We start from the raw sequence: 21,773 nt of genomic DNA on the forward strand, positions 1-21,773 counted from the left end.
CCGGTCGACCCCGCGCCGCGTGGTGCCGTACGTCCGGTAGACGGCGTCGCCGTCGCGCAGGAACAGGCTCAGCATGAACCCGCCGTCCACCCCGCAGTCGCGGGCGAACGTGGTGCCGTGCGACGACACGAACGGCAGCGTCCAGCCCATCCGCTCCTTGTACGCCTCGATCTGCGCCAGCGGCATGGTCGACGCGTTCGTCCACGTCACCCCGCTGTCGGCCAGCATCCCCAGTCCGGTCGCGGGCACGTTCGCGGTGAACCAGGTGCAGCCGCCGCAGAACGCGTCCGGGCCGAGGTCCATGAACTGGTAGACCGCGAGCTGCCGCCGACCCTCGAACAGGTCGAGCAGCGTCTTCGGACCGTCTGGTGTGTCGAACGGGTAGTCGCCCGCGAACTCCACCATCGGCAGCCGCCTGCGCCGCGCGGCGAGCGCGTCCTGCGCGCGGGTAAGCTCCTTCTCCGCCACGAGCAGCTCGTCGCGGGCCTTCTGCCACTCCTGCTGGGAGACGATCTCCGGTTCGCCCATGCCGCCGATTGTGGACCGGAGCACCGACAAAAATCTGTCGTGCCTGGTGGGCGGGGGTGGAAATGATCCGAGCCCGGGCGGGGTTGACCTCGACAGGAGCACGACGACGGCGAAAGGCAGCACCAGCCATGGCACGCGCAGTCAAGACCCCCGGCCCCGACCACCCCATCACCGTGACGCCGTCGACGGAGCACGTCGTGGTGCGCGCGGGAGACCGGGTCGTCGCCGACACGACCAGGTCGCTCACGCTCCAGGAGTCGACCTACCCGGCCGTGCACTACATCCCGATCGAGGACGTCGACCAGTCCGTGATCGAGCGCACCGACACCAGCACGTACTGCCCGTACAAGGGCGACGCGTCGTACTACTCGATCACCGGCGAGCAGGCGCTGACCGACGTCATCTGGACCTACGACGAGCCGTACCCGGCGGTGGAGGAGATCGCCGGGCACGTGGCGTTCTACCCGAACAAGGTGTCGATCTCGGTCGAGTAGACCACCAGGCCTTCCGGCCCCACGCCCTGCTCGACGAACCCGGCCCTGCGCGCCACCGCCCGCGAGGCGCCGTTGCGGGCGTCGGCCTCCAGCCGAACCCGCACGGAGCCCCGCTCGGTGGCGAGCCACGTCGTCAGCAGCCGCAGGCCCTCCGCGGTGAGGCCGCGACCGCGGTGGGCGGGCGCGGTCCAGTAGCCGACCACGGGGGTCGGGCCGTCGAACCGCACCACGCCCATGCTCCCGACGAGCGTGCCGTCCGGCAGCGCCAACGCGCACGGCGCGCCCTCGCCGGTCGTCCACTGGTGGTCGCTGTAGGCCGTCACGAACCCCACGGCGTACTCGCGCTCGTACGGCGTCGGGATGGTGGTCCACCGCTGGATCTCGGGGTCCTGGCAGGCCTCGAACACCGCCTCGGCGTCCTCGGCCCGCCAGCGCCGCAGCACGACGCGCTCGCCGACGGCGAGGAGGTCTCCTGTCATGCGGACAGAACGTAGTCCACGGTGTAGGCGCCCGCCTTGCCCTCCTCCCAGGTGATCCCGCCGCTGCCGCTGAGGCCCTCCAGCTCGCCGGTGCCCGATTCCGGGACGACGGTGAACCCGCCCGCCACGTACCCGTCCTTGAACCGGCCGATGTGCTGGAGCACGAACGTGCCGCTGCGGCCGTCGAGCGTGCCGGTCACCAGTTCGTGGCCGATGGTGTAGCAGTTGTCGTCGTCGACGTAGGTCATGACGAACCGCGTCTCGCCCGTGGCCTCCAGCGCTCCGCGGTAGGCGCAGACCATGGTGCCCGCGGTCTGCTTGGCGCCGGAGACCTCGTCGTGGGCCTTGCCGTCCCAGGTCTTCTCGTCCCAGCTCTTCATGTCGATGCTGCCTGCCGCGTGTGTGGTCATGCCGGAGATCCTGCCCCCGGTACCTGACACCGCCCGTCAGGTACCGGGGGAAACTTGGACGCATGCGCGCGAGCCGTCTGCTGTCCCTGCTCCTCCTGCTCCAGTCGCGCGGGCGGATGACCGCCCAGGAGCTGGCCGACGAGCTGGAGGTGTCGGTCCGGACGGTCTACCGCGACGTCGAGGCGCTCGGCGCGGCGGGCGTGCCCGTGTACGCCGACCGGGGTCCGGCGGGCGGGTACCGGCTGGTCGACGGCTACCGCACCAGGCTGACCGGTCTGACCACGGAGGAGGCCGAGTCGCTGTTCCTCGCCGGGCTGCCCGGTCCCGCCGCCGAACTGGGGCTGGGCACGGTGGTCGCGGCGGCGCGGCTCAAGCTCCAGGCCGCGCTCCCGCCGGAGCTGCGGTCACGGGCCGGGCGCGTCCGCGAGCGCTTCCACCTGGACATCCCCGGCTGGTTCCGGCACGCCGACGAGACGCCGAACCTGACGGCCGTCGCCGACGCCGTGTGGCACCAGCGCAGGCTCGACATCCGGTACCGGCGGTGGGGCGGGCAGGCGGTCGAGGTGCGCCGGACCGTGGACCCGCTCGGCCTCGTGCTCAAGGCGGGCGTCTGGTACCTCGTGGCGCGCTCCGACGGCGACCTGCGCACCTACCGCGTCGCGCGGGTGCTGGAGCTCGCCACGACCGACGACCACTTCGAGCGGCCTGCCGACTTCGACCTGACGGCGTTCTGGGAGGCCTGGTCGGAGCGGTTCGAGCAGCGCATGTACGGGGTGCGCGTCACGGTCCGGCTGTCACCGGAGGGCGTTCGGCGCGCCGGGTACCTGCTCGGCCTCGTCGCCGCCCGCGCGCTGCGCGACTCCGACGCCGAACCGGACGCGGACGGGTGGACGACGGTGGAGCTGCCGACCGAGTCGCTCGACCACGCCGAACCCGATCTCCTCAGGCTGGGGCCGCACGCGGAGGTCGTCGGGCCGCCCGAACTCCGGGAGCGGATGGCGGCCGCGGTGGCGGCCATGGCGGCGGTGTACCCGCCATAACGCGGTAATGATTCGCTGGTCCGTCACCCAGCGAACAACCGCTCGCCCGTTCGTGGAAAAAGCGTGCACACTTCGGTGATTCCGGGGTCCTCTCACCCTTTCTAGGGGTGTCGGCCGTCACGTTCGGTACTTATCGTTGAAGTATGAACAAGAAGATCGTGATCACCGTCGCCACCACGTTCGAACTGCTCACGCCCGGAGCTCCACCCGCTCCCATAGAGGCCGAACTGCGCTACGACCCGGATGATCCGTACGCCGTCGCCATCAGCTTCCACACCGGCCAGGGCGAGGTGGAGTGGATGTTCGGCCGTGAATTGCTGGCCGACGGGCTCATCACCCGGACCGGCGAGGGCGACATCGCCGTGCGACCCGCCCCCGAGGACCCCGAGCGGATGCTCGTGGAGCTGGACGCGCCCACCGGGTTCGCCGTCCTCGCCGGCCGGTCCGAGGACATCGCCGAGTTCCTCGACCTCTCCTACGACGTCGTGTCGTCCGGTGAGGAGGAGCTCTGGATCGACTTCGACCGCGAACTCGCGAAGCTCGCCATCCCGCGCTGAACCGAGCGCGGGAGCCGGACGCCCCGAGGCGCTCCGGCTAGCCCACCGACATGATCTGCGCCAGCGCCGCGTCGATCGCCCTGCCGTCCTCCGCCACGGAGAAGGTGCCACCGGTCGACTGGGTGATCCGGGTCAGCGGATCGCGTTCCGGGGCCGACCCCATGGCGATGACGCTGATGGGGATGTCGCGGTCGGCGCGCTTCAGCTCGTCCAGCCTGGTGCGCAGCTCGTCGAAGCTCAGACCGCCGTCGTTGGGGCCGTCCGTGAGCACCACGATGCTGTTGCGCTTGCCCTCCTGGTAGTTCTTCTGCACGTCCTCGTACAGCGCGAGCAGGCTCGTGTAGAGCTGCGTCGCGCTCAACGGCTTCAGACCGGCCACCCCGTCGAGCAGCGCCTGCCGCTGCTCCAGGACAGGCCCGGTCGGCACGAGCTGCCGGTACGGGCGTTCGCCGTCGACCTGCCGGGAGAACTCCCACAGCCCGACCGAACCGGACAGCGAGCGGTTCACCTGGCCGGACAGCGCGGCCTTGAGCCACTCCATCCGGCTCTTCCCGTCACCGCCGGGCTCCTCCATCGACTTCGACGAGTCGACCAGCAGCGTCACGACCTGGCCGTTGTCGGCCGTCGCCCACGCCGCCGAGATCTGCTGCGCGGTGGTCGCGTCCGCGGGCGCCAAGCCCTCGGTCATCGTCGCCCAGCGCACGCCGGGTGACGGTTTCGGCCGTTCCGTCGAGGACGGCACCCGCAGACCGGACGCCGCCAGGATCTTCTGCTGGTCCGCGCCCGTCAGGAACTCGCGGAACGCCTGCGCGGCCCGCACCTGAGCCTCGCCGACCCAGTCGCCCGACAGCGCCACGAACGGGAAGTCCGCGACCGGCGTCGGACCACCGGGGGTCACGCCGAACAGCGGCTTCAACGGGGGCGTGCCGGTGTCCTTGCCCGTGTTGTGCCGGTAGAGGTCGACCTCGAACACGGGGACCGCGCTGAAGCCGGGACCGTTGACGGTGGGTTCGTCGGCCAGCAGCGACATGGCCTCCCACGTGGTCGAGGGGGTCTGCGCGGGCTTCGCCGCCACCAGGCTCGCCATCGTGTTCTTCACCGGGTCCAGGCCCAGCATGTCGGTGGTGACCGGGCCCTTGCCCTCGGGGCTCGCGCCCGCCAGCGCCGACTGGATCGCCATCGCGGTGGCCGCGTTGATCGTCGGGTCGGGCATGGCGACCTTGAACGGACCCCACGCCGCCTGGCCGAAGCGCTCCCAGCCGCCGGGCGCGGACATGACGCCCGGCAGGTCGGTCCAGCGGAAGCCCGCCGCCGTCTGCACGGCCGCCGCGCCCTCCTCGGGCAGGGCGAGCACCACGGGGCTCGCGGCGATCGACTGCGGGGCCGCGCCGAGCAGCGCGTGGTTCTGCGCGCCGAGCCGGTTCGCCCACAGCATCGAGTCGGTGATCCACGCGTGCGGGCGGGTGCCGAGCTTGCCCTCGTCCCAGCCCTGCGTGAGGCCCTCCAGCACGACCTCGGAGTCGATCGACTGCACCTCGACCCGGATGCAGTGGTCGTAGACCACCGGCCGGGTCGCGCTCCAGGCCTTCGCGACGTCGCGCACCGCGTCGGCCGCGCTCGGCGTCGACGCGATCCTCAGCGCCGCCTCGCCCTCGGCGCAGTCGCCCGCCTCGGCGGCCGCACGGCGCTCGATCACACCACCGAGCCAGCTCCAGCCGAGCACACCGAGGACGATCAGCGCGACGAGGCCGACGACCGCGACGGGCCACCCTGCCACGCCGCGCCGCACCCGTGTGCGCAGCGTGCGATGTCGAGACATCGACTTCCCCTTCAGCGTCTTCCCGCGGCTCGTGACACGAACGCGTTCGGTACCCGGATTGACGGCTCCGACGACACCTGTACCGGCAGCGGTCACGCTAACAGGTGAAGACTGAGGGCCGGGTTAAGTAATTGAGGCTGACTTGGCCGGATTCTTACCCGATTGGGTTAGTTTCTGAGTGCAGAAGTGTGACTCAATGTCACGGACAGCTCCAGCAATGCGGCTCTCAGCGGCGTTGCCCTCGCGCTGAACGACGCCTGCTGCCGCACGTACTCCGCGCGCCCCTCGGGCGTCTCGATCGCCACCGGCTCGTAGCCCAGCGGGGCCAGGTCGTACGGGCTCGCGCGCATGTCCAGCTCGCGCACCTCGACCGCGAGCGCGAAGCAGTCCGCGACCAGCTCCGACGGCGTCGCGGGGTCCAGCTTGTACGCCCACTTGAACAGGTCCATCGACACGTGCAGGCAGCCCGGCTGGTCGAACTCGACCTGCGTCTCCCTGGTCGGCTGGAGCGTGTTGTGGGGGCGCGCGTCCGGCGTGAAGAAGCGGAACGCGTCGAAGTGCCCGCACTGCACGCGGCTCGCGTCCACGACCGCGTCCGTCCCCGCCGACCCCAGCCGCAGCGGCCACGCGTTGTGCCGCACCTGCTCGGGCCGCTGCCGGTAGACCATCGCCCACTCGTGCAGCCCGAAGCAGCCCAGCCGGGGCGCGCGCCGAGCCGTCGCCCCCAGCAGCCGCCGGACGAAGTCGACGGTCGCCCGCCGCGACTCGGCGAACCGCTCCACGTCCAGCGCCACGCCGTCGGCGGTCTCCACGTACGCGGGCCACCGCAGGTACTCGCGCGCCGCCGCGCCCTCCAGCACGACGCCGGGACCGGGGTGCCAGCGCTCCAGCCGCGACGGCCGGTGCGAGTAGTAGCTGAACAGGAAGTCGAGCACGGGGTGCTTCTCGCCGGTCGCCTTCCGCTCGTGGTGCGGACCCGTCCAGCGCAGCACGCGCGCCCGGTGCTCGGCACGGCGCGCCGTCCACTCGGCCTCGGTCAGCACCAACTCCATGGCGGCAGCTTATTCGTGCCGCGCGGCGACCACGGCCGGGGTTTGTACGGTCGTCCCATGACGCCGGACACCCGATCCATGCGCGAGCGGATGCTCGCCGGAGACCTGTACATCGCCGACGACCCGGAACTGGAGGAGCTCTCCGCCGTCTCCGGCGACTTCCAGGACGCCTACAACGCGACCGGGTCCCGCGAGCACTCCGAACGCTTCCGGCTGCTCACCGAGTGGCTGGGCGCGGTCGGCGAGGGCACCGTCATCCGCCCGCCGTTCCGCGTCGACTACGGCAGGTTCACCACCATCGGGGCCCGCACGTTCGCCAACTTCGGCCTGGTCGCCCTCGACGTCGCCCCGATCACGATCGGCGACGACGTGCAGATGGGACCGAACGTGCAACTGCTCACCCCGACCCACCCGGTCGACCCGGAACCGCGCCGGGCGAAGTGGGAGGCGGCCAAGCCGATCGTCATCGGGGACAACGTGTGGCTCGGTGGTGGGGCGATCGTGCTCGCCGGGGTGACCGTCGGGGAGAACACCGTGGTCGGCGCGGGAGCCGTGGTGACGCGCGACCTGCCCGCGAACGTGGTCGCGGTCGGCAGCCCGGCGCGGGTGGTGCGGGAGGTCTGGTCCGCGCCCTGAGGGGCCTGTGGTCGGCGAGGACCGGTCGGTCGTCGCCGACGACAGGCGCGGGGTGGGGCCGCGGGCGCGTCCGCGGCGCCACCGCTCCGGTGGCCGGGTTGTCGTTGTGCACGGTCCTGCTCCAGGGAGTCGTGCTGGGAGCTACCGGTCGTGATCGTTTCCGTGTCCGTTCCGGTCGTCGGGACGAGTGCTGGGGACCGTGACGTGTCGGGGTCGACGGGGCCTCCTTCCCGCTGGGTCGCCGTTGCGCTCCTGGGGCCGGTCATGGCCTCAAGCCCTCGATGACCCGTCGCCACCAGGGCTTGCGGTCCGGCGCGGTGGCCTCGTCGACGGCCGGACCGGCCTCGTCCTCCGCTCGCGGTGCGGGGACCTCGACGATCGGGAACCCGCGCCGGGGGAACCGCGCCGCGGGCGCCTCGCTGCGCGACCGGTCCGCCTTGAGCCGCTGTTCGAGCCTCAGCAGCCGGTTCCACTCGGCCACCAACAGGGCGGCCTAGTCCCCGCCCTGCACCAGCGCCAAGCCCAGTGCCGTGCGCAGCGACACGACCTCCCGCCCCTCCCTGCGGCTGACCGCGAGCCCGGTTTCCCGCAGCACCCCGAGGTGCTGCGACACCGCCCCGACCGTCACGCCGAGGCGTTCGGCGAGTTCGGACACGGTGCTCGGCCGCTCCAGCTCGTGCAGCAGGCGGGCGCGGGTGGCGCCGAGCAGGCGGGTGAGGGCGGGGCGGGCCGGGGGAGCGGGTCTGGTCCACAGGGTGCCGAAGCCGGTGGCCGGGTAGCAGAGGGCGAGGCGGACGGGGCTGTCGCGGAGGTAGACGTCGGGCCAGATGAACGCCGACGGGACGAGGACCAGGTCGCGGGTGCCCAGTTCGGTGATCGTGCCCGCTACCTCGACGGCGGTCGGGTGCCAGGTGACGGTGTCGTGCAGTTCGCCCAGCACGGTGGGGCCGCCGTGCTCGGTCAGCCTGCGGCCGCGGCGCTCCACGTCGCCCTGGAGAACGCCCTCCAGCCTCGGCCAGAGCGGCTCGATGATCGCGTCGTGGACGGCGCGGACGCGGTCGCGCAGGGCGGTCAGCGCCTCGGTCGGGTCGTCGAGCAGGGGACGGGCGTGGGGGTCGGCGCCGACGGCCGCGGTGATGCGCTCGGGGGTGGCGCGGAACAGGGCGTCGACCTCGGTGTCGATGCCCGTGGAGCGCAGGCCCGGCGTGGGGATGAGGAACTCCGGGACGACCGGGCCTCGGGTGGCCAGGCGGTGCAGGAGGCGGAACCACGGGTCGTCCGGGAGGGTGCCCAGGCGCGACTCGGCCCACGTGGTCCAGCGCTGGTGGACGGGAGCGCACTCCGGAGCGGCCAGGACGCGGAGCCCGGCGATGGTTTCCCACAGGGGTGAGACCGCGAAGCGGAGGGCCATCGCTTTAGCTCAGCCTAAAACGTTCGACTTGGCCAGTGATCACGCCAAGGTGGACGCATGGGGACTGGGTGGGGGCGGTTGCAGGCGGTCGCGGTCAGCGGGTCGACGGGGGAGGGGCTGCTGCTGACGGCGCTGCCCCTCATGGCGGTCGCGATCACGACCGACCCGCGGCAGGTGGCGCTGGTGAACGTGGTGGGGCAGCTCCCGTGGCTGCTGTTCTCGCTGGCGGCGGGGGTGCTGATCGACCGGTTCCGGCGGACGTCGGTGCTCGCGTCGGCGTTCGCCGTGCAGGCCGTGGCGGCGGCCGTGCTCGCCGTCGCGGCGTCGACCGGCGCGCTGAACCTGCCGCTGCTGCTGGTCGTCTCGTTCGTCGTCGTCAGCTCGCAGGTGCTCGGCGACGGCGCCAGCGGCGCGCTGGTGCCGGACGTCGTCGGCCCGGACCGGCTGGCCGCCGCGAACGCCCGGATGATCGTCATCGACCGCGGGGTCGTGCAGTTCCTGGTGCCGCCCGTGACCGGCTTCCTGCTGGCGTTCGCGGCCGGGCTGCCCGCGTGGCTCGCCTGCGCTGCTGCCCTGGTGGCGCTGCTGCTGACCCGCGGCCTCGCCGTCCCGCACGTGCCGAGCCCGCCGGGACACCCGCTGCGCGACATCAGGACCGGGCTCGCGTTCCTCGTCGGCAGCCCGCTGCTGCGCACCATCACGGTCACCGTCGCGCTCGGCTCGTTCGCCGCCAGCGCGACCATGCCGATGTTCGTGCTCTACGCGACGCAGATCCTGCACGTCGGCTCGTTCGGCTACGGCGTGCTGCTGGCGTGCCTGGCCGTCGGGTGGATCGCGGTGTCGTTCGTGGTGCACCCGCTGGTCACCCGACTCGGCTACGCCTGGTCCATGCGGCTCGCGACGCTGGGCGCCGCGGCCCTGATCCTGCTCATCGCGGTGGAGCCACCGGTGTTCGCGCTGGTCGCGGGCACGCTGGTGCTCCTGTCGTCCACGACGCTGGTGTGGAACGTGTGCTCGCAGTCGAGCAGGCAGCGGTTCACGCCCACACCGCTGCTCGGCCGGGTGCTCACCAGCCACCGCGCGCTGGCCTGGGGGCTGACGCCGCTCGGCGCGCTCGCCGGCGGCTTCGTGGCGGCGTCGTGGGGCCTGCGCTGGGTGTGGGTGATGGCCTCGGCCGTCCACCTGCTGTCCGCGGTGCTGATGTGGAGGACCGTGTCCCCCGAGGGGTTCGCCGCGGAGGAGGCCCGATTCGCCGCTCGGGCCTCCTGACTCACAGCTCGCGGCTCACGTGCGTGCCGTCGCGGACCGTGCCGACGTACTCCTCGACCAGGTCCTCCATCGCCACGACGCCGCACAGCGCGCCGTCGGTGTCGACGGCCCGCGCCAGGTGCGACTGCGCCCGCCGCAGCGCGGCCAGCGCCTCGTCCAGGTGGGCGTCCACGGGCAGGTCCGGCAGACCGCGGATGCGGGTGCGCGGCACGGGCGTGCCCGGATCCGCGCCCGCGAGGTCCAGCACGTCCTTGACGTGCAGGTAGCCCAGCAGCCTGCCGTTGTCGCCGCGCACCGGGAACCGGGAGAACCCGGTCTGCGCCACGGCCGACTCGACCTCGCCGACCGTCGGGTTCGACGACAGCGTGGTCAGCCGGTCGAGCGGCACGAGCACGTCCGCCACGGTCCGCTCGGCCGAGGACAGCGTCTGCGCGAGCCGCCGGTGCTCGGAGTCCTCCAGCAGGCCCTCCTCGCGGGACTGGGCGATCAGCATCGCCAGCTCGTCCGGCGTGTACGCCGTGTCCAGCTCGTCCTTCGGCGTGACGCCCATCAGCTTCAGCACGGCCGTCGACACGACGGTGAACATCCGCAGCACCGGACCGACGAGCTTGCAGAACCCGTAGTGCACCGGCACCAGCCAGATCGCCAGCCGCTCCGGGTTCGCGATGGCCAGGTTCTTCGGCACCATCTCGCCGAGGATCGTGTGCAGCGCCACCACGATGATCAGCGCGATGGCGAACGAGACCCCGTGCCGCACCGCCGCCGGAACGCCGATGGCGTGGAACGGCGACTCCAGGACGGACGCCACGGCGGGCTCGCCGATCGCGCCGAGCCCCAGCGAGCACAGCGTGATGCCCAGCTGCGCGCCCGCGATCATCAGCGGCAGCTCCCGGCCCGCCTTGATCGCCGTGCGGGCCCGGCTGCTGCCCCTCTCGGCCAACGCCTCCAGCCGGTCGCGGCGGGCGGTGATGATCGCGAACTCGGCGCCGACGAAGAAGCCGTTGCCCGCCAGGAACAGGAAGAGGACCAGGATGCTCACTGCGCCGCCACCTGTTCGGCGTCGGTGACCCTGGCCACCCGCAGCTCGGCCGTGCGGTGCCGGTCCATCCGCATCACGGTGATGCGCCAGCCGTCGACCCGTATCTCGTCGCCGACCTCGGGGATGCGGCCGAGCTTGGCCATGACCAGACCGGCCAGCGTCTCGTAGTCGCCCTCCGGCATCCGGAACCTGGTGGCCTCGGCGACCTCGTCGTCGCGCAACAACCCGGACACCATCCAGCTCCCCCTGCCCAGCGGGCGGACCGGCGCGGCCTCGCCCCGGTCGTGCTCGTCGCGGACGTCGCCGACGATCTCCTCGACCACGTCCTCCAGCGTCACCAGCCCGGCCGTGCCGCCGTACTCGTCGACGACCAGCGCGGTCTGCAACCCCGACGCGCGCAGCCGGTCCAGCAGCGCGTCGCCCTCCAGGGTCTCCGGCACGGTCTGCACCGGCCTGGTCAGCGCCGACACCGGCGTGGTCCCGCGCTGGTTCACCGGCACGCTGAACGCCTGCTTGACGTGCACCATGCCGCGCACCTCGTCCAGGTCGCCGTTGTGCACCGGGAACCGGGAGAAGCCGGTCTCGCGGGTCTTGGAGATCAGGTCGAGCACGGTCGCGTCGACCCGCAGCGCCTCGACCTGCACGCGCGGCGTCATCAGCTCGCCGGCGGTCCGGTCGCCGAAGCGCAGCGAGCGGTCCAGCAGCGTCGCCGTGCCCTGGTCGAGCGTGCCGTGCTCGGCGCTGGAGCGCACCAGCGCGCTCAGCTCCTCCGGCGACCGGGCGGACGCCAGCTCCTCGACCGGTTCGACGCCGAAGCGGCGCACGAGCCAGTTCGCGGCCAGGTTCATGCCGCTGATCAGCCAGCGGAACGTGCTGGAGAACGCCGACTGGTAGCCGACGACCGCGCGGGCGGTCTCCATCGGCTTCGCGATGGCGAGGTTCTTCGGCACGAGCTCGCCGAACACCATCGACACGGCGGTGGCGAGCGCCAGCGCGAAGGCCAGCGCCAGCGGGTCGGCCACCGACGACGGCACGCCGACCGCGGTCAGACCGGGTTCGACCAGTTCCGCGATGGCGGGTTCGGCGATGTAGCCGGTGATCAGGGTGGTGATGGTGATGGCCAACTGGGCGCCGGAGAGCTGGAAGGACAGCGACTTGTGCGCCTTCTGGAGCTTCAACGCCTTGGCGTCGCCCACGACGGCCGCGTGGTTGTCCACGGTGCTGCGTTCGAGGGCGGTCAACGAGAACTCGGCGGCGACCGCCGTGGCGGTCCCGAGGGTGAGAGCGACGACGGCCAGCAGGCCGAGGACGCTCAGGAGTGTTCCGATCACCTGTCGCCTCCGGCGGGCGACTGGATCGGGCTGGTGGGGCAGCCGGGTGTTCGACCCGGCTCAGTACTGAAGCCGGGTGACTGCGCGTCGCGCACGGAAGGGGTCACTCCTCGCTGGGTCTTGCCGGTGGAGAGCGGTTCGGTCCAGTTTAGAGGGTATGGCCCTCAGCGCAGGCCGGTTCCGGAGGGTGCTCGGGTGCTCGCCCTGAGCACCACCTCGCCCGCGACCTTGACCGTGCGCACCTCGTCGGTGCCCTCGTCCAGCACGAGCCGCGCCGCCCGCTCGCCCAGCTCCTCCAGCGGCAGCCGCACCGTGCTCAACCCCGGCACCAGGTCCCGCAGCGTGGGGATGTCGTCGAAGCCCGCCACCGACACGTCCTCCGGCACCCGCAGCCCGGCCTCGCGCAGCGCCGCCATCGCGCCGAGCGCCATCACGTCGTTGACGGCGAACACGCAGGTGGCGCCGGTCTTCGCGGCCAGCAGCTCGGTCGCGGCGGCGTGTCCGCCGTCCCTGGTGAACGCGCCGGTGACCACCGACGACGCGGGCAGGTCGATGCCGGCGTCGGCCAGCCCGGCCCTGAACCCGGCGAGCCGGTCGCGCGCCACGACCAGGTTCGGCGGCCCGGCCAGCACGGCGAACCGCTCGTGCCCGAGCGCGGTCAGCTCCCTCGCCAGCGCGCGGGCGCCCGCCCGGTTCGACGGCACGACGGTGTCCGCGGGGATGCGGGCCTGCGACACGCACGCCACCCGTCCGCCCTGCGCGGTGAACGCCTCCACCTCGGCGGCGAGCCTGGCCGTGGCGGCCCGGTCCGTGGTGCGGCTGCCCGCGATCACCACGGCGCGGGCCCGGTGCGCGCGCAGCGTGTAGAGCAGCTCGACCTCGCGCTCGGGGTCGCGGCCGGTCGTGCCGAGCACGACGACCAGCCCCGCCTCCTCGGCGACCCTGGTCACGCCCGCGGCGATGCTGGAGAAGTACGGGTCGGAGATGTCGTGCACGACGAGGCCCACGAGCACGCTGCTGTTGCGCGCGAGCGCCTGCGCGGCGGCGTTCGGCAGGTAGCCCAGTTCGCGGGCGGAACCGACCACCCGGTCCCGCAACTCGTCGCTGACCTGCCGCGTGCTGCCGTTGAGCACCCGCGACGCGGTCGCCAGCGACACCCCGGCGTGGTTCGCGACCTCCGCCAGCGTCACCTGCCTGGGAGTCAAACCGGTGCCTCCTCGTTAGCCTGCCGGGAGCCTAGTCGTCGAGGCTCCTGACACGGCACGGTGACACCTGGAGCGAACGGGTCGGTCGTCGACGGCGGCGACGACCGACCCTGTCCACTAGTTCAGGAGCGCGTTCCCCACCGGGAAATACCTCACGCTCCCGTCCACGGCCGGTACGCCTGCGAACGGCGGGGCCTCGGGGCGGGGCAGGTGATCTGCTGGACCGAGTCGAACAGCGTCCGGCCGATCGCCGTGCGCGCCCGCAGCGCCGGGTGCGTGGCGCCGTAGTCGTCGTGGTTGGCCGCGTTGTCGCCGCGGAACTGGCCGGACGCGAACAGCGCGTAGGTGATCACCGGCTTGCCCTCGGCGTCGAACACGATCCCCGCCTCGTTGCGGCCGTCCTCGAACCAGCCCGCCTTCGTCGCGACCTGGAGCCGCTCGGCCGACGACAGCTCCAGCCGGATGCCGTCGGTGAACGACGTCAGCGACCGCAGCACCGTCAGCAGGTGGGTCGTCGACGCGGGCGACAGCAGCTCCTCGTTGACGAGCTTCCGCAGCAGCGTGAACGTCTCGCGCGGCGTCGTGGTGCCCAGGAAGTACCGGTTCGGGTTGGCGACCGGCACGACCTGCGTGTGCGTGAAGCCCTTGCCCCGCAGGATCTGGTTGATCTCCAGCGCGGGCACGACCAGTCCGCACAGCCGCACGGCGGTGTTGTCCGAGACGGTCAGCAGCGCCGCCAGCGCGTGGCCGATGGTGACCGAGCTGGGGTAGGCGCCGTCCAGGCCGAAGATGCCGTCGGTGTCCTGGATGACGATGTCCGCCGTCACCTCGATGCGCTGGTCGAGCGTCAGCAGCCCGCGGTCCACCTTGTCCAGCACCGCGACCGCCACCGCGATCTTGTTGACGCTGTAGGCCTCCACGACGGTGTCCTGCCGCTCCTCCACGGCCGACCGCACGGACCCGTCCGGGTTCGTCACGCCGATGTAGGACGCCCACGTGCCGCGCGCCTTGCGGGTCTCCAGGCGGTACTTGCGGGCGATCTTGCGCCTCGCCACCTCGGCCGTGCGCGGGATGACGGCCTCCAGCTCCGGCTCGGTGTCGGTCTCGTCGACCTGCGCGGACGCCGACGCCTTCCCCAGGACCGCGGACGCCGCCGCGGCGGACCCCAGACCGAGCGCGAACCTGCGTGTGATGTTCATGGAAAAAACCCCCTGTTCGGACCAGTGGAGTGATCCAACCAGGTGTCGCTGTCGCCCCGCTGACGACTTTGGGTAGCGTTCCCGCCATGGGTGACCCGGTATTCGTGATCACCGGCGCGTCCCGCGGCATCGGCGCGGCGACCGCGGAGCTGGCGGCGGCGGCCGGGTACCGCCTGGTGCTGACCTCGCGGCACGCCGAGGAGCTCGTCAACGCGGGGATGCGGCTCGGCGGCCCCGACCGCGTCTGGGCGGCGTCGTGCGACGTGACCTCGTGGCACGAGCTGACCTTCCTGATGGGGCGCGTCGAGGAGGAGTGGGGCTCGATCGACGTCGTCTTCGCCAACGCGGGCACCAGCGTCGTCACGTCGTTCACCTCCGACGAGGGCGCGCCGCCCGCCGAGTGGGCGGACATGGTGCTCACCAACGTCTGCGGTCCCGCCTACACCGCCAAGGCCGCGATGCCCGCGCTGGTGCGCGGCCGGGGCCACCTCGTGCTGACCGGTTCGGCGGCGGGCCGGGGCGTCCGGCCGGGGAACCTGTACTCGGCCACGAAGTGGGCCGTCACCGGGCTGGCGCAGAACATCCGCGCCGAGTGCGCCGACACGGGCGTCCGCGTGACCGTGGTCCAGCCCGGCCTGACCGACACCGGCGGCATCCCGGCGTCGCGCGCCGCGGAACCGAAGCTGGACCCCGCCGACGTGGGCAGGGCGGTCCTGTACGCCGTGTCCCAGCCGCGGTCGGTGGACGTGAACGAGATCGTGGTCCGGCCCACCGGCCAGGGCCCGTACCGCTAGCCGGTCACGGGCGGAGCCGCCGCACCGCGTCGGCGTGCGACGGGTAGGCTGCGGCCAGGGCGTCCGCGTCGCCGAACTCCACCACGTCGTCGGTGTACGGCGGCACGACGACGGTCGTCACCAGGCTCCAGTCGCCGTCCGGCTCGCTCGCCTGCCACACCCCGGCGGGCACCACGACCTGAGGCCGCTGCCCCTCGGCCAGCGCCGGGCCCAGCACCGGTGCGGTCACCGAGCCGTCCGGGTGCAGCAGCAGCATCCGCAGCGGGGCGCCCGCGTGGTGGGCGTACACCTCGACGCTCGTCAACCGGTGCACGGCGGAGTGCTCGCCCGCGCGCAGCAGGTAGTAGATGGTCGACAGCTCCGCGCTGCGGTGACCCTGCGCGAAGTGGCCGCCCTCCACGGGCAGCGGGTCGAGGCCGAGCGCGGCGATGACGTCGTCGGCGGTCACGCGGGCTCCGGTGCGGGCAGGGAACCGTGGACGACGACCATGCCCTTGCCCAGCCGCTTCGCCGTGTACATGGCGGCGTCGGCCGAACCGAGCATGTCGTCCGCGGTGACGGTGGCGTCCTGGGTCGTGCGGTGGGCGATGCCCACGCTCGCGCGCACCTCGTGCTCGCGGCCCTGGGTCTGGTGCGGCGACCTGAGGGCGTCCAGGACGCGGTTGCCGATCTCCGACGGGTCCACCTCACCGCTCTCCACCAGCACGCCGAACTCGTCGCCGCCGAGCCGGGCGACGGTGTCCTCGTCGCGCACGCAGTGCTGGAGCCTGGTCGCCACGATCCGCAGCACGGCGTCGCCCTCGGCGTGGCCGAAGTTGTCGTTGACGTGCTTGAAGCCGTCGACGTCGATGAAGGCGAGCACGACGGGTTCGCCCCGGCGGAGCGCGGCGGTGAGGCGCTCGCGGAACAGCTCGCGGTTCGCGACGCCCGTCAGCGGGTCGTGGAAGGCCTGGTGCCGCAGCTGCTCCCGGCTCTCGTGCAGCTGGTCGAGCAGGCGGGCGTTGTCCATCAGGGTCACCAGCTGCCGCACGACGACCAGCAGCACGACGCCGAGGCCCGCGTAGATCTCCAGCGGGTTGAAGCGGACGCCGGTCGCGGTGCCGACGACGATGAACAGACCGGTGATCAGCATCGGCAGGTACGGCACGAGCAGGTGCAGCAGCTCGCCCGTCCCGAGCCCGCCCGTCCGCGCGTGCTTGCCCCTGGTGGGCGCGAGGGAGCTGAGCAGCAGCAGGACGGGGCACACCATGAACCCGACGTCGGCCAGCGGCGGGATGGCCTCGGCCCCGTGGCTGACCAGCCAGGCGAAGATCCAGCCGGACGCCGACTGCGCCAGGGCCGCGAGCGCGAGGAACAGCATCGGCGTCTGGCGGACCGGGCGGTGGGTCCACGACGTGACCAGCAGCGTCACCAGCAGCACCAGGTACGCCACCGGGTGCGCGACCACCGTGGCGAAACCGGGCCCGGACGTCGCCCACGCGCGGGCGATCGACTCCAGCGCCGACACCCACGTCAGCACGAACAGCGAGCCCACGACGATCAGGCCGTCCAGCACCACCACGAGCTTGCTGCGGTGGTTCGGCAGCGAGTCCGCCGCGCCGTGCGCCAGCGTCAGCACCGCGCCCAGCGCCAGCACCGGCGTGAGGATGAACCCCAGCGGCGCCAGCGTGGAGGACGGCAGCGAGACCCCGAGGAACAGCTGGCCCCAGATCCACGCGCACAGCCCGACGGCCAGGCTCCCGGTCGACGCGACCATCCACAGCCGCCAGCGGCGCTCGGTGCCCTGCTCGCGCGCCGCGGCCCGCCAGTAGACGACCAGCGCGGCGACGGTGGCGGCCAGCTGCGACGTCTTGTCCAGCGCGACGGACACCCGGTGGCCGAGGACACCGGACACCACGACGGCCACCAGGATCGCGAGCAGGGTGCAGAAGAGGGCCGTCCGGGCGCCGAACCGCTTCGGCATCTTCGGCCTCCCGCCTGCCGCGTTCGGGAAGGGTGGAGTGGATCAACGGACCGCGCCACTGTAGTCAGGTGGTGACTCACTGTCGACCGTCGGCCCTCCCGATGTCGCCGATCCGTGACTGTCGCGTGTCGTGGGGAGCCCGCCGGGGGTCACCCACTAAAGTTCGAACTGATGTTCGTCTCGGTGGAGGGACCCCAGTGCGCGTGTTCGGCGTCGACCCAGGCCTGACCCGGTGCGGGTTCGGCGTCGTCGACGGTGGTCCCGGCCGCGCGGTGCGGATCGTCGCCGTCGACGTGGTCCGCACGTCGGTGGACGCCGAGCTGGCGATCCGGCTGCTGCACCTCGCCGACGAGGTGGAGGTCTGGCTGGACCGCCACCGGCCCGAGGTGGTCGCGATCGAGCGGGTCTTCAGCCAGCACAACGTGCGCACCGCGATGGCCACGGCGCAGGCGGGCGGAGTGGTCGCGCTGGCGGCGGCGCGGCGCGGGCTGCCGGTCGCGTTCCACACGCCCAGCGAGGTGAAGGCCGCCGTGACGGGGTCGGGGCGCGCGGACAAGGCGCAGGTGACGACGATGGTCACCAAGCTGCTCGGCCTGGCCGAGGCGCCGAAGCCAGCGGACGCGGCGGACGCGCTCGCGCTGGCGATCTGCCACGTCTGGCGGGCGCCGATGCAGTCGCGGATGGCCCAGGCGCAGGCCAAGGCGGCCGAGATGGCCCGCACCCACAAGCTCAAGCTGGCCCAGGCCGCGAAAAACGGAGGTAGGACCAAGTGATTTCGTCGCTGCGTGGGCAGGTGCTGTCCATCGGGCTCGATCACGTGGTCGTCGAGGTCGGGGGAGTCGGGTTCGCCGTGCAGGCCACGCCCACGACGCTCGCCGGGCTGCGGCGCGGCGAGGAGGCGACGCTGTCGACCTCGCTGGTCGTGCGCGAGGACTCGCTGACCCTGTTCGGCTTCACCGACTCCGACTCGCGAGAGCTGTTCGGCCTGTTGCAGACCGTGTCCGGCATCGGGCCCCGGCTCGCGCTGGCCACGCTCGCGGTGCTGGAGCCGGACAAGCTGCGGGCCGCGCTGGCCGACGGCAACATCACCGTGCTCACCCAGGTCCCCGGCATCGGCCGCAAGGGCGCCGAGCGGCTGATCATCGAACTGCGCGACAAGGCGGGCCCGCTGCCCGCCGCCGACGGCGTGGCCGACGGCGCCCCTCGCGTGCGCGAGCAGGTGGTGGAAGCGCTGCTGGGCCTCGGTTTCCCGGTCAAGCAGGCCGAGGCGGCCGTCGACGCGGTCGTCGCCGAGGACTCCGCGCAGACCACCCCGACCGTGCTCCGCCGCTCGCTGGCCGCGCTGGGGCGCAAGAGGTGAACCGCGCCGACGTGCTCCTCCCGGCGGAGGCGCCATGAGCGCCGAATTCGACCCCGACGGTTCCGACGACACCCTCTCGCCGCTGGTCGTCCCGACCGAGCGGGACGTCGAGGGGACGCTGCGGCCCAAGGACCTGACCGAGTTCGTCGGCCAGCTCAAGGTCCGCGAGCAGCTCGAACTGGTGCTGCACGGCGCGATGCGCCGCGGCTCCCCGCCGGACCACGTGCTGCTGTCCGGCCCGCCCGGCCTCGGCAAGACCAGCCTCGCGATGATCATCGCGGCCGAGCTGGGCGCGTCGCTGCGGATCACCTCGGGGCCCGCGCTGGAACGGGCGGGCGACCTGGCCGCGATGCTGTCGAACCTGGTCGAGGGCGACGTGCTGTTCATCGACGAGATCCACCGCATCGCCCGCCCCGCCGAGGAGATGCTGTACCTGGCGATGGAGGACTTCCGGGTCGACGTCGTCGTCGGCAAGGGGCCGGGCGCGACCAGCATCCCGCTGGACATCGCGCCGTTCACGCTGGTCGGCGCCACCACCCGGTCGGGCTCGCTGACCGGCCCGCTGCGCGACCGGTTCGGCTTCACCGGGCACATGGAGTTCTACACCGCCGCCGAGCTGGACCACATCGTCCGGCGCTCGGCGAAGATCCTCGGCGTCGACCTGCGGGAGGACGGCGCGCTGGAGATCGCGGGCCGGTCCCGCGGCACGCCCCGGATCGCGAACCGGCTGCTGCGCCGGGTCCGCGACTTCGCCGAGGTGCGGGCCGACGGCGTGGTGGACCTCCAGGTCGCCCGCGACGCGCTGGCCGTCTACGACGTGGACGAGCTGGGGCTCGACCGGCTGGACCGGGCCGTGCTCGGCGCCCTGGTCCGCTCGTTCGGCGGCGGGCCGGTCGGCGTCGCGACGCTCGCGGTCGCGGTCGGCGAGGAGGTGACCACGGTGGAGGAGGTGTGCGAGCCCTACCTGGTCAGAGCCGGCATGCTGGCACGTACGCCCAGAGGACGCGTGGCCACCGACGCCGCCTGGTTGCACCTGGGATTGCAGCCACCCACGGCCTGACGGGTGAACGGGTTCGATGACCTGGCACAATCGCCGGTGGCACCCAGAAAAATCGGACGTTCCGGACACCATGCGGCCGTCCGGCCGAACGGAGAATGATGAACCTTTCGTCCCTGATGTTCCCGTTGCTGCTGGTGCTGCTCGCCGTGCCGCTGTTCCTCAGCGCTCGCAAGCAGAAGCGCGCGGCAGCCGAGCAGCAGCAGCTCCTGGCCTCGCTGGAGCCGGGTGACCGCGTGATGACGACCTCGGGTCTCTACGCGACGGTCGCCGACGCCAGCGATGACGCCACGATCGACCTGGAGATCGCCGACGGCGTGGTCACGACCTGGCTCCGCCAGGCCGTGCGCGAGAAGATCATCCCGGCGGACGACGTCGACGAGGTCGAGGACGACGAAGAGGACGCCGTCGTCGACGAGGTCGCCCCGGCCACCGCCGCGGAGATCGCCCCGCCGCTGGAGCACAACACCAAGAAGTGAGCGCGTCGGAGCGCGTCGGTCCGCGGTTGGCAACGGTCAACACTGCCAACTGCGGGCAGTGACGTCCAGCTCACACGACGCGGGGTACGCTGCGCCCTCGCCCGGACTGAACACCTTCGGGTGAGGGCGTGCTGTCCTCGTCCCACCAGGACGAGGGTGGCCGACCTGACATCATCTTCCAGTTCGAGGAGACGGACGGACCGTGGCACCTCCGGCCGGGCAGATCCGCCCAGCGAAGTACCTGGGCGCATTTGTCCTCATCGTGGTCGCGCTGTACTCCCTGGTGTTCTTCACCGGGAACGGCAAGGCGACCCCCAAGCTCGGCATCGACCTCCAGGGCGGCACGAGGGTCACGCTGACCGCTCGAGCCCCCGACGGGAAGACTCCGACGGACGAGGCGCTCAACCAGGCCCGAACCCTCATCGAGACCCGTGTCAACGGTCTCGGTGTGTCCGGCTCCGAGGTCGTCCGCGACGGCACGAACCTGGTCATCACCGTGCCGGGAGCCGACGGCGAGGGCGCCAAGAGCCTCGGCAAGACGGCGCGCCTGGCGTTCCGCAAGGTCGTGGGCTCCCCGGCGCCGAACGCCCCGCTGGCCCCGCAGACGACCGGCTCGGCACCCCCGGCGTCGACGTCCGGCAGCCCCGCTCCCACCTCGGGGTCCGCCCCGGCCGGTGAGACCGCGGGCTCCACGCCGCCGTCCAGCGGCGCTCCGCAGGGCCGCCCGGCCCCGCTGCTGGAGGGTCAGCCCGCCAGCACGGACCCGTCCGCGCCCCCGGCGAGCGACCCGGCGCAGCCGCCCGCGAGCGACGCCGCGCAGCCGCCCGAGGGCCAGCCCGACTGCCAGGCCGTGTTCAACGGCAAGTACTCCGACGACACCACCAAGGCCATCGCCGAGGCCAAGGCGTGCAGGCAGGACCCGGCGCTCACCACGCTGGACGCGCAGACCGTGCAGCAGGCCCTCCAGGCGTTCACCTGCCCGGTCGACGTCGACCCGCTGATCGGCAACGACGACTTCGACAAGCCCCTGATCACCTGCGACCAGGACAAGGCCAACAAGTACGTCCTCGCACCGGTCAACCCGACCGCGGACGACAAGACGGTCAAGGAAGACGACTTCTCGCTCTACACCCGCCTGACCGGTGAGGACATCAACAACGCGACCTCGGGCAGCGACCCGCAGGGCGCGGGCTTCGTGGTCAGCCTGGACTTCAAGGGCGACGGCGGGTCGAAGTGGGGCAAGTTCACCACCGCGAACACGCAGCAGCAGGTCGCCGTGGTGCTCGACAGCCAGGTCGTGTCGGCGCCGAACATCAACGAGCCGATCCTCGGCGGCCAGGCCCAGATCAGCGGCAGCTTCACGGTGGAGAGCGCGAACCAGCTCGCCATTGCACTCGCCAGCGGCAAGCTGCCGGTAAAGCTGAACGTCATCGAGGAAAGGTCCGTTGGCCCGGAGCTCGGCAAGGATTCAATCGAAAAGGGCATGATCGCGAGTGCGGTCGCGACCGTCGCCGTCATCCTCTTCATGCTGGTCACCTATGGGCGCTTCGGCGTCTATGCGACCGCCGCTTTGCTGGTGAACGCACTTCTCATCCTCGGCGTCCTGACGATCATGAGCACCTCGTTTGGGGCCGCGCTGACCCTCCCGGGCA

The 21,773-nt window shown here is 72.2% G+C and carries 24 protein-coding genes; 11 read left to right on the forward strand and 13 right to left on the reverse strand.

Annotated elements, in window-relative coordinates; genetic code table 11:
• A partial coding sequence (locus AC156L_RS30055) for a DUF899 family protein (RefSeq protein ID WP_484407480.1) occupies nt 1-528 on the reverse strand: 528 nt, incomplete at its 3' end.
• 128 nt (nt 529-656) lie between these two features.
• Between AC156L_RS30055 and AC156L_RS30060 the strand changes: the two genes are divergently transcribed.
• The gene (locus AC156L_RS30060; RefSeq protein ID WP_330882670.1) at nt 657-1,022 is read left to right on the forward strand and encodes a DUF427 domain-containing protein; all 366 of its coding nucleotides are present in this window, start codon (nt 657-659) and stop codon (nt 1,020-1,022) included.
• Here the strand turns inward: AC156L_RS30060 and AC156L_RS30065 are convergent.
• Together AC156L_RS30065 and AC156L_RS30070 are read right to left on the reverse strand one after the other, a co-directional pair.
• Nucleotides 989-1,501, reverse strand: a complete 513-nt coding sequence (locus tag AC156L_RS30065) for a GNAT family N-acetyltransferase (RefSeq protein WP_330882668.1) — start codon at nt 1,499-1,501, stop codon at nt 989-991. The genes AC156L_RS30060 and AC156L_RS30065 overlap by 34 nt on opposite strands.
• Nucleotides 1,498-1,911: a DUF3224 domain-containing protein gene (locus AC156L_RS30070; RefSeq protein WP_330882665.1), complete on the reverse strand. Its 414-nt coding sequence runs from the start codon at nt 1,909-1,911 to the stop codon at nt 1,498-1,500. Before AC156L_RS30070 ends, AC156L_RS30065 begins: the two co-directional genes overlap by 4 nt.
• A gap of 62 nt (nt 1,912-1,973) precedes the next feature.
• On the opposite strand from AC156L_RS30070, the gene AC156L_RS30075 reads away from it, so the two are divergent.
• Nucleotides 1,974-2,951 (forward strand): helix-turn-helix transcriptional regulator, encoded by a 978-nt coding sequence (locus tag AC156L_RS30075; protein WP_484407482.1) that lies wholly within the window; start codon nt 1,974-1,976, stop codon nt 2,949-2,951.
• A 143-nt stretch (nt 2,952-3,094) separates the two neighbouring features.
• A complete protein-coding gene (locus AC156L_RS30080; RefSeq protein WP_330882661.1) occupies nt 3,095-3,508 on the forward strand; it encodes an SsgA family sporulation/cell division regulator in 414 nt (137 codons plus the stop codon).
• Between the two features lie 37 nt (nt 3,509-3,545).
• On the opposite strand, the gene AC156L_RS30085 is transcribed toward AC156L_RS30080, so the two are convergent.
• Both AC156L_RS30085 and AC156L_RS30090 read right to left on the reverse strand, forming a co-directional pair.
• Nucleotides 3,546-5,327 carry a substrate-binding domain-containing protein gene (locus AC156L_RS30085; RefSeq protein ID WP_330882659.1) on the reverse strand — a complete coding sequence of 594 codons (1,782 nt, stop codon included), beginning with the start codon at nt 5,325-5,327 and terminating at the stop codon, nt 3,546-3,548.
• 167 nt (nt 5,328-5,494) lie between these two features.
• Nucleotides 5,495-6,379, reverse strand: coding sequence for a 3-methyladenine DNA glycosylase (locus AC156L_RS30090; RefSeq protein ID WP_330882657.1), 885 nt, complete (start codon nt 6,377-6,379; stop codon nt 5,495-5,497).
• Between the two features lie 57 nt (nt 6,380-6,436).
• Here AC156L_RS30090 and AC156L_RS30095 point away from each other — a divergent pair, with 57 nt between their 5' ends.
• Complete coding sequence (locus AC156L_RS30095; RefSeq protein ID WP_330882655.1) at nt 6,437-7,015, forward strand: sugar O-acetyltransferase; 579 nt, start codon at nt 6,437-6,439, stop codon at nt 7,013-7,015.
• A gap of 262 nt (nt 7,016-7,277) precedes the next feature.
• Here AC156L_RS30095 and AC156L_RS30100 read toward each other — a convergent pair whose 3' ends face one another.
• Nucleotides 7,278-7,496 (reverse strand): hypothetical protein, encoded by a 219-nt coding sequence (locus AC156L_RS30100; RefSeq protein ID WP_484407483.1) that lies wholly within the window; start codon nt 7,494-7,496, stop codon nt 7,278-7,280.
• Nucleotides 7,497-7,508: 12 nt separating this feature from the next.
• Nucleotides 7,509-8,426: an ArsR/SmtB family transcription factor gene (locus AC156L_RS30105; protein ID WP_330882650.1), complete on the reverse strand. Its 918-nt coding sequence runs from the start codon at nt 8,424-8,426 to the stop codon at nt 7,509-7,511.
• Between the two features lie 57 nt (nt 8,427-8,483).
• On the opposite strand from AC156L_RS30105, the gene AC156L_RS30110 reads away from it, so the two are divergent.
• Nucleotides 8,484-9,695, forward strand: a complete 1,212-nt coding sequence (locus tag AC156L_RS30110; RefSeq protein ID WP_330882648.1) for an MFS transporter — start codon at nt 8,484-8,486, stop codon at nt 9,693-9,695.
• A 1-nt stretch (nt 9,696) separates the two neighbouring features.
• Here AC156L_RS30110 and AC156L_RS30115 read toward each other — a convergent pair whose 3' ends face one another.
• From AC156L_RS30115 to AC156L_RS30130, 4 genes are all read right to left on the reverse strand, one after another.
• A complete protein-coding gene (locus AC156L_RS30115) occupies nt 9,697-10,734 on the reverse strand; it encodes a hemolysin family protein (RefSeq protein ID WP_330882646.1) in 1,038 nt (345 codons plus the stop codon).
• A complete protein-coding gene (locus AC156L_RS30120; protein ID WP_330882644.1) occupies nt 10,731-12,065 on the reverse strand; it encodes a hemolysin family protein in 1,335 nt (444 codons plus the stop codon). The genes AC156L_RS30115 and AC156L_RS30120 overlap by 4 nt, the downstream gene beginning before the upstream one ends.
• A gap of 164 nt (nt 12,066-12,229) precedes the next feature.
• Nucleotides 12,230-13,270, reverse strand: a complete 1,041-nt coding sequence (locus AC156L_RS30125; protein WP_330882642.1) for a LacI family DNA-binding transcriptional regulator — start codon at nt 13,268-13,270, stop codon at nt 12,230-12,232.
• Between the two features lie 152 nt (nt 13,271-13,422).
• The gene (locus AC156L_RS30130; RefSeq protein WP_330882640.1) at nt 13,423-14,469 is read right to left on the reverse strand and encodes a serine hydrolase; all 1,047 of its coding nucleotides are present in this window, start codon (nt 14,467-14,469) and stop codon (nt 13,423-13,425) included.
• A gap of 86 nt (nt 14,470-14,555) precedes the next feature.
• Here AC156L_RS30130 and AC156L_RS30135 point away from each other — a divergent pair, with 86 nt between their 5' ends.
• Complete coding sequence (locus AC156L_RS30135) at nt 14,556-15,263, forward strand: SDR family oxidoreductase (RefSeq protein WP_330882638.1); 708 nt, start codon at nt 14,556-14,558, stop codon at nt 15,261-15,263.
• Between the two features lie 4 nt (nt 15,264-15,267).
• Here the strand turns inward: AC156L_RS30135 and AC156L_RS30140 are convergent, their stop codons facing one another.
• Nucleotides 15,268-15,711 carry a cupin domain-containing protein gene (locus AC156L_RS30140; RefSeq protein ID WP_330882636.1) on the reverse strand — a complete coding sequence of 148 codons (444 nt, stop codon included), beginning with the start codon at nt 15,709-15,711 and terminating at the stop codon, nt 15,268-15,270.
• On the reverse strand, nt 15,708-17,225 hold the full coding sequence (locus AC156L_RS30145; protein WP_330882634.1) for a GGDEF domain-containing protein: 1,518 nt from the start codon (nt 17,223-17,225) through the stop codon (nt 15,708-15,710). Before AC156L_RS30145 ends, AC156L_RS30140 begins: the two co-directional genes overlap by 4 nt.
• A gap of 197 nt (nt 17,226-17,422) precedes the next feature.
• On the opposite strand from AC156L_RS30145, the gene ruvC reads away from it, so the two are divergent.
• The 5 genes from ruvC to secD all read left to right on the forward strand — a co-directional run.
• Nucleotides 17,423-17,998, forward strand: a complete 576-nt coding sequence (gene ruvC / locus AC156L_RS30150; RefSeq protein WP_330882632.1) for a crossover junction endodeoxyribonuclease RuvC — start codon at nt 17,423-17,425, stop codon at nt 17,996-17,998.
• On the forward strand, nt 17,995-18,585 hold the full coding sequence (ruvA, locus tag AC156L_RS30155) for a Holliday junction branch migration protein RuvA (RefSeq protein ID WP_330882630.1): 591 nt from the start codon (nt 17,995-17,997) through the stop codon (nt 18,583-18,585). Before ruvC ends, ruvA begins: the two co-directional genes overlap by 4 nt.
• A gap of 34 nt (nt 18,586-18,619) precedes the next feature.
• Nucleotides 18,620-19,645, forward strand: a complete 1,026-nt coding sequence (gene ruvB, locus AC156L_RS30160) for a Holliday junction branch migration DNA helicase RuvB (RefSeq protein ID WP_330882628.1) — start codon at nt 18,620-18,622, stop codon at nt 19,643-19,645.
• Nucleotides 19,646-19,743: 98 nt separating this feature from the next.
• A complete protein-coding gene (yajC, locus tag AC156L_RS30165; protein WP_330882626.1) occupies nt 19,744-20,121 on the forward strand; it encodes a preprotein translocase subunit YajC in 378 nt (125 codons plus the stop codon).
• Nucleotides 20,122-20,323: 202 nt separating this feature from the next.
• Nucleotides 20,324-21,773, forward strand: a 1,450-nt coding sequence (gene secD, locus AC156L_RS30170; protein WP_484407486.1) for a protein translocase subunit SecD, incomplete at its 3' end; no start/stop codon positions are given.

The organism is Umezawaea sp., from assembly GCF_057122925.1.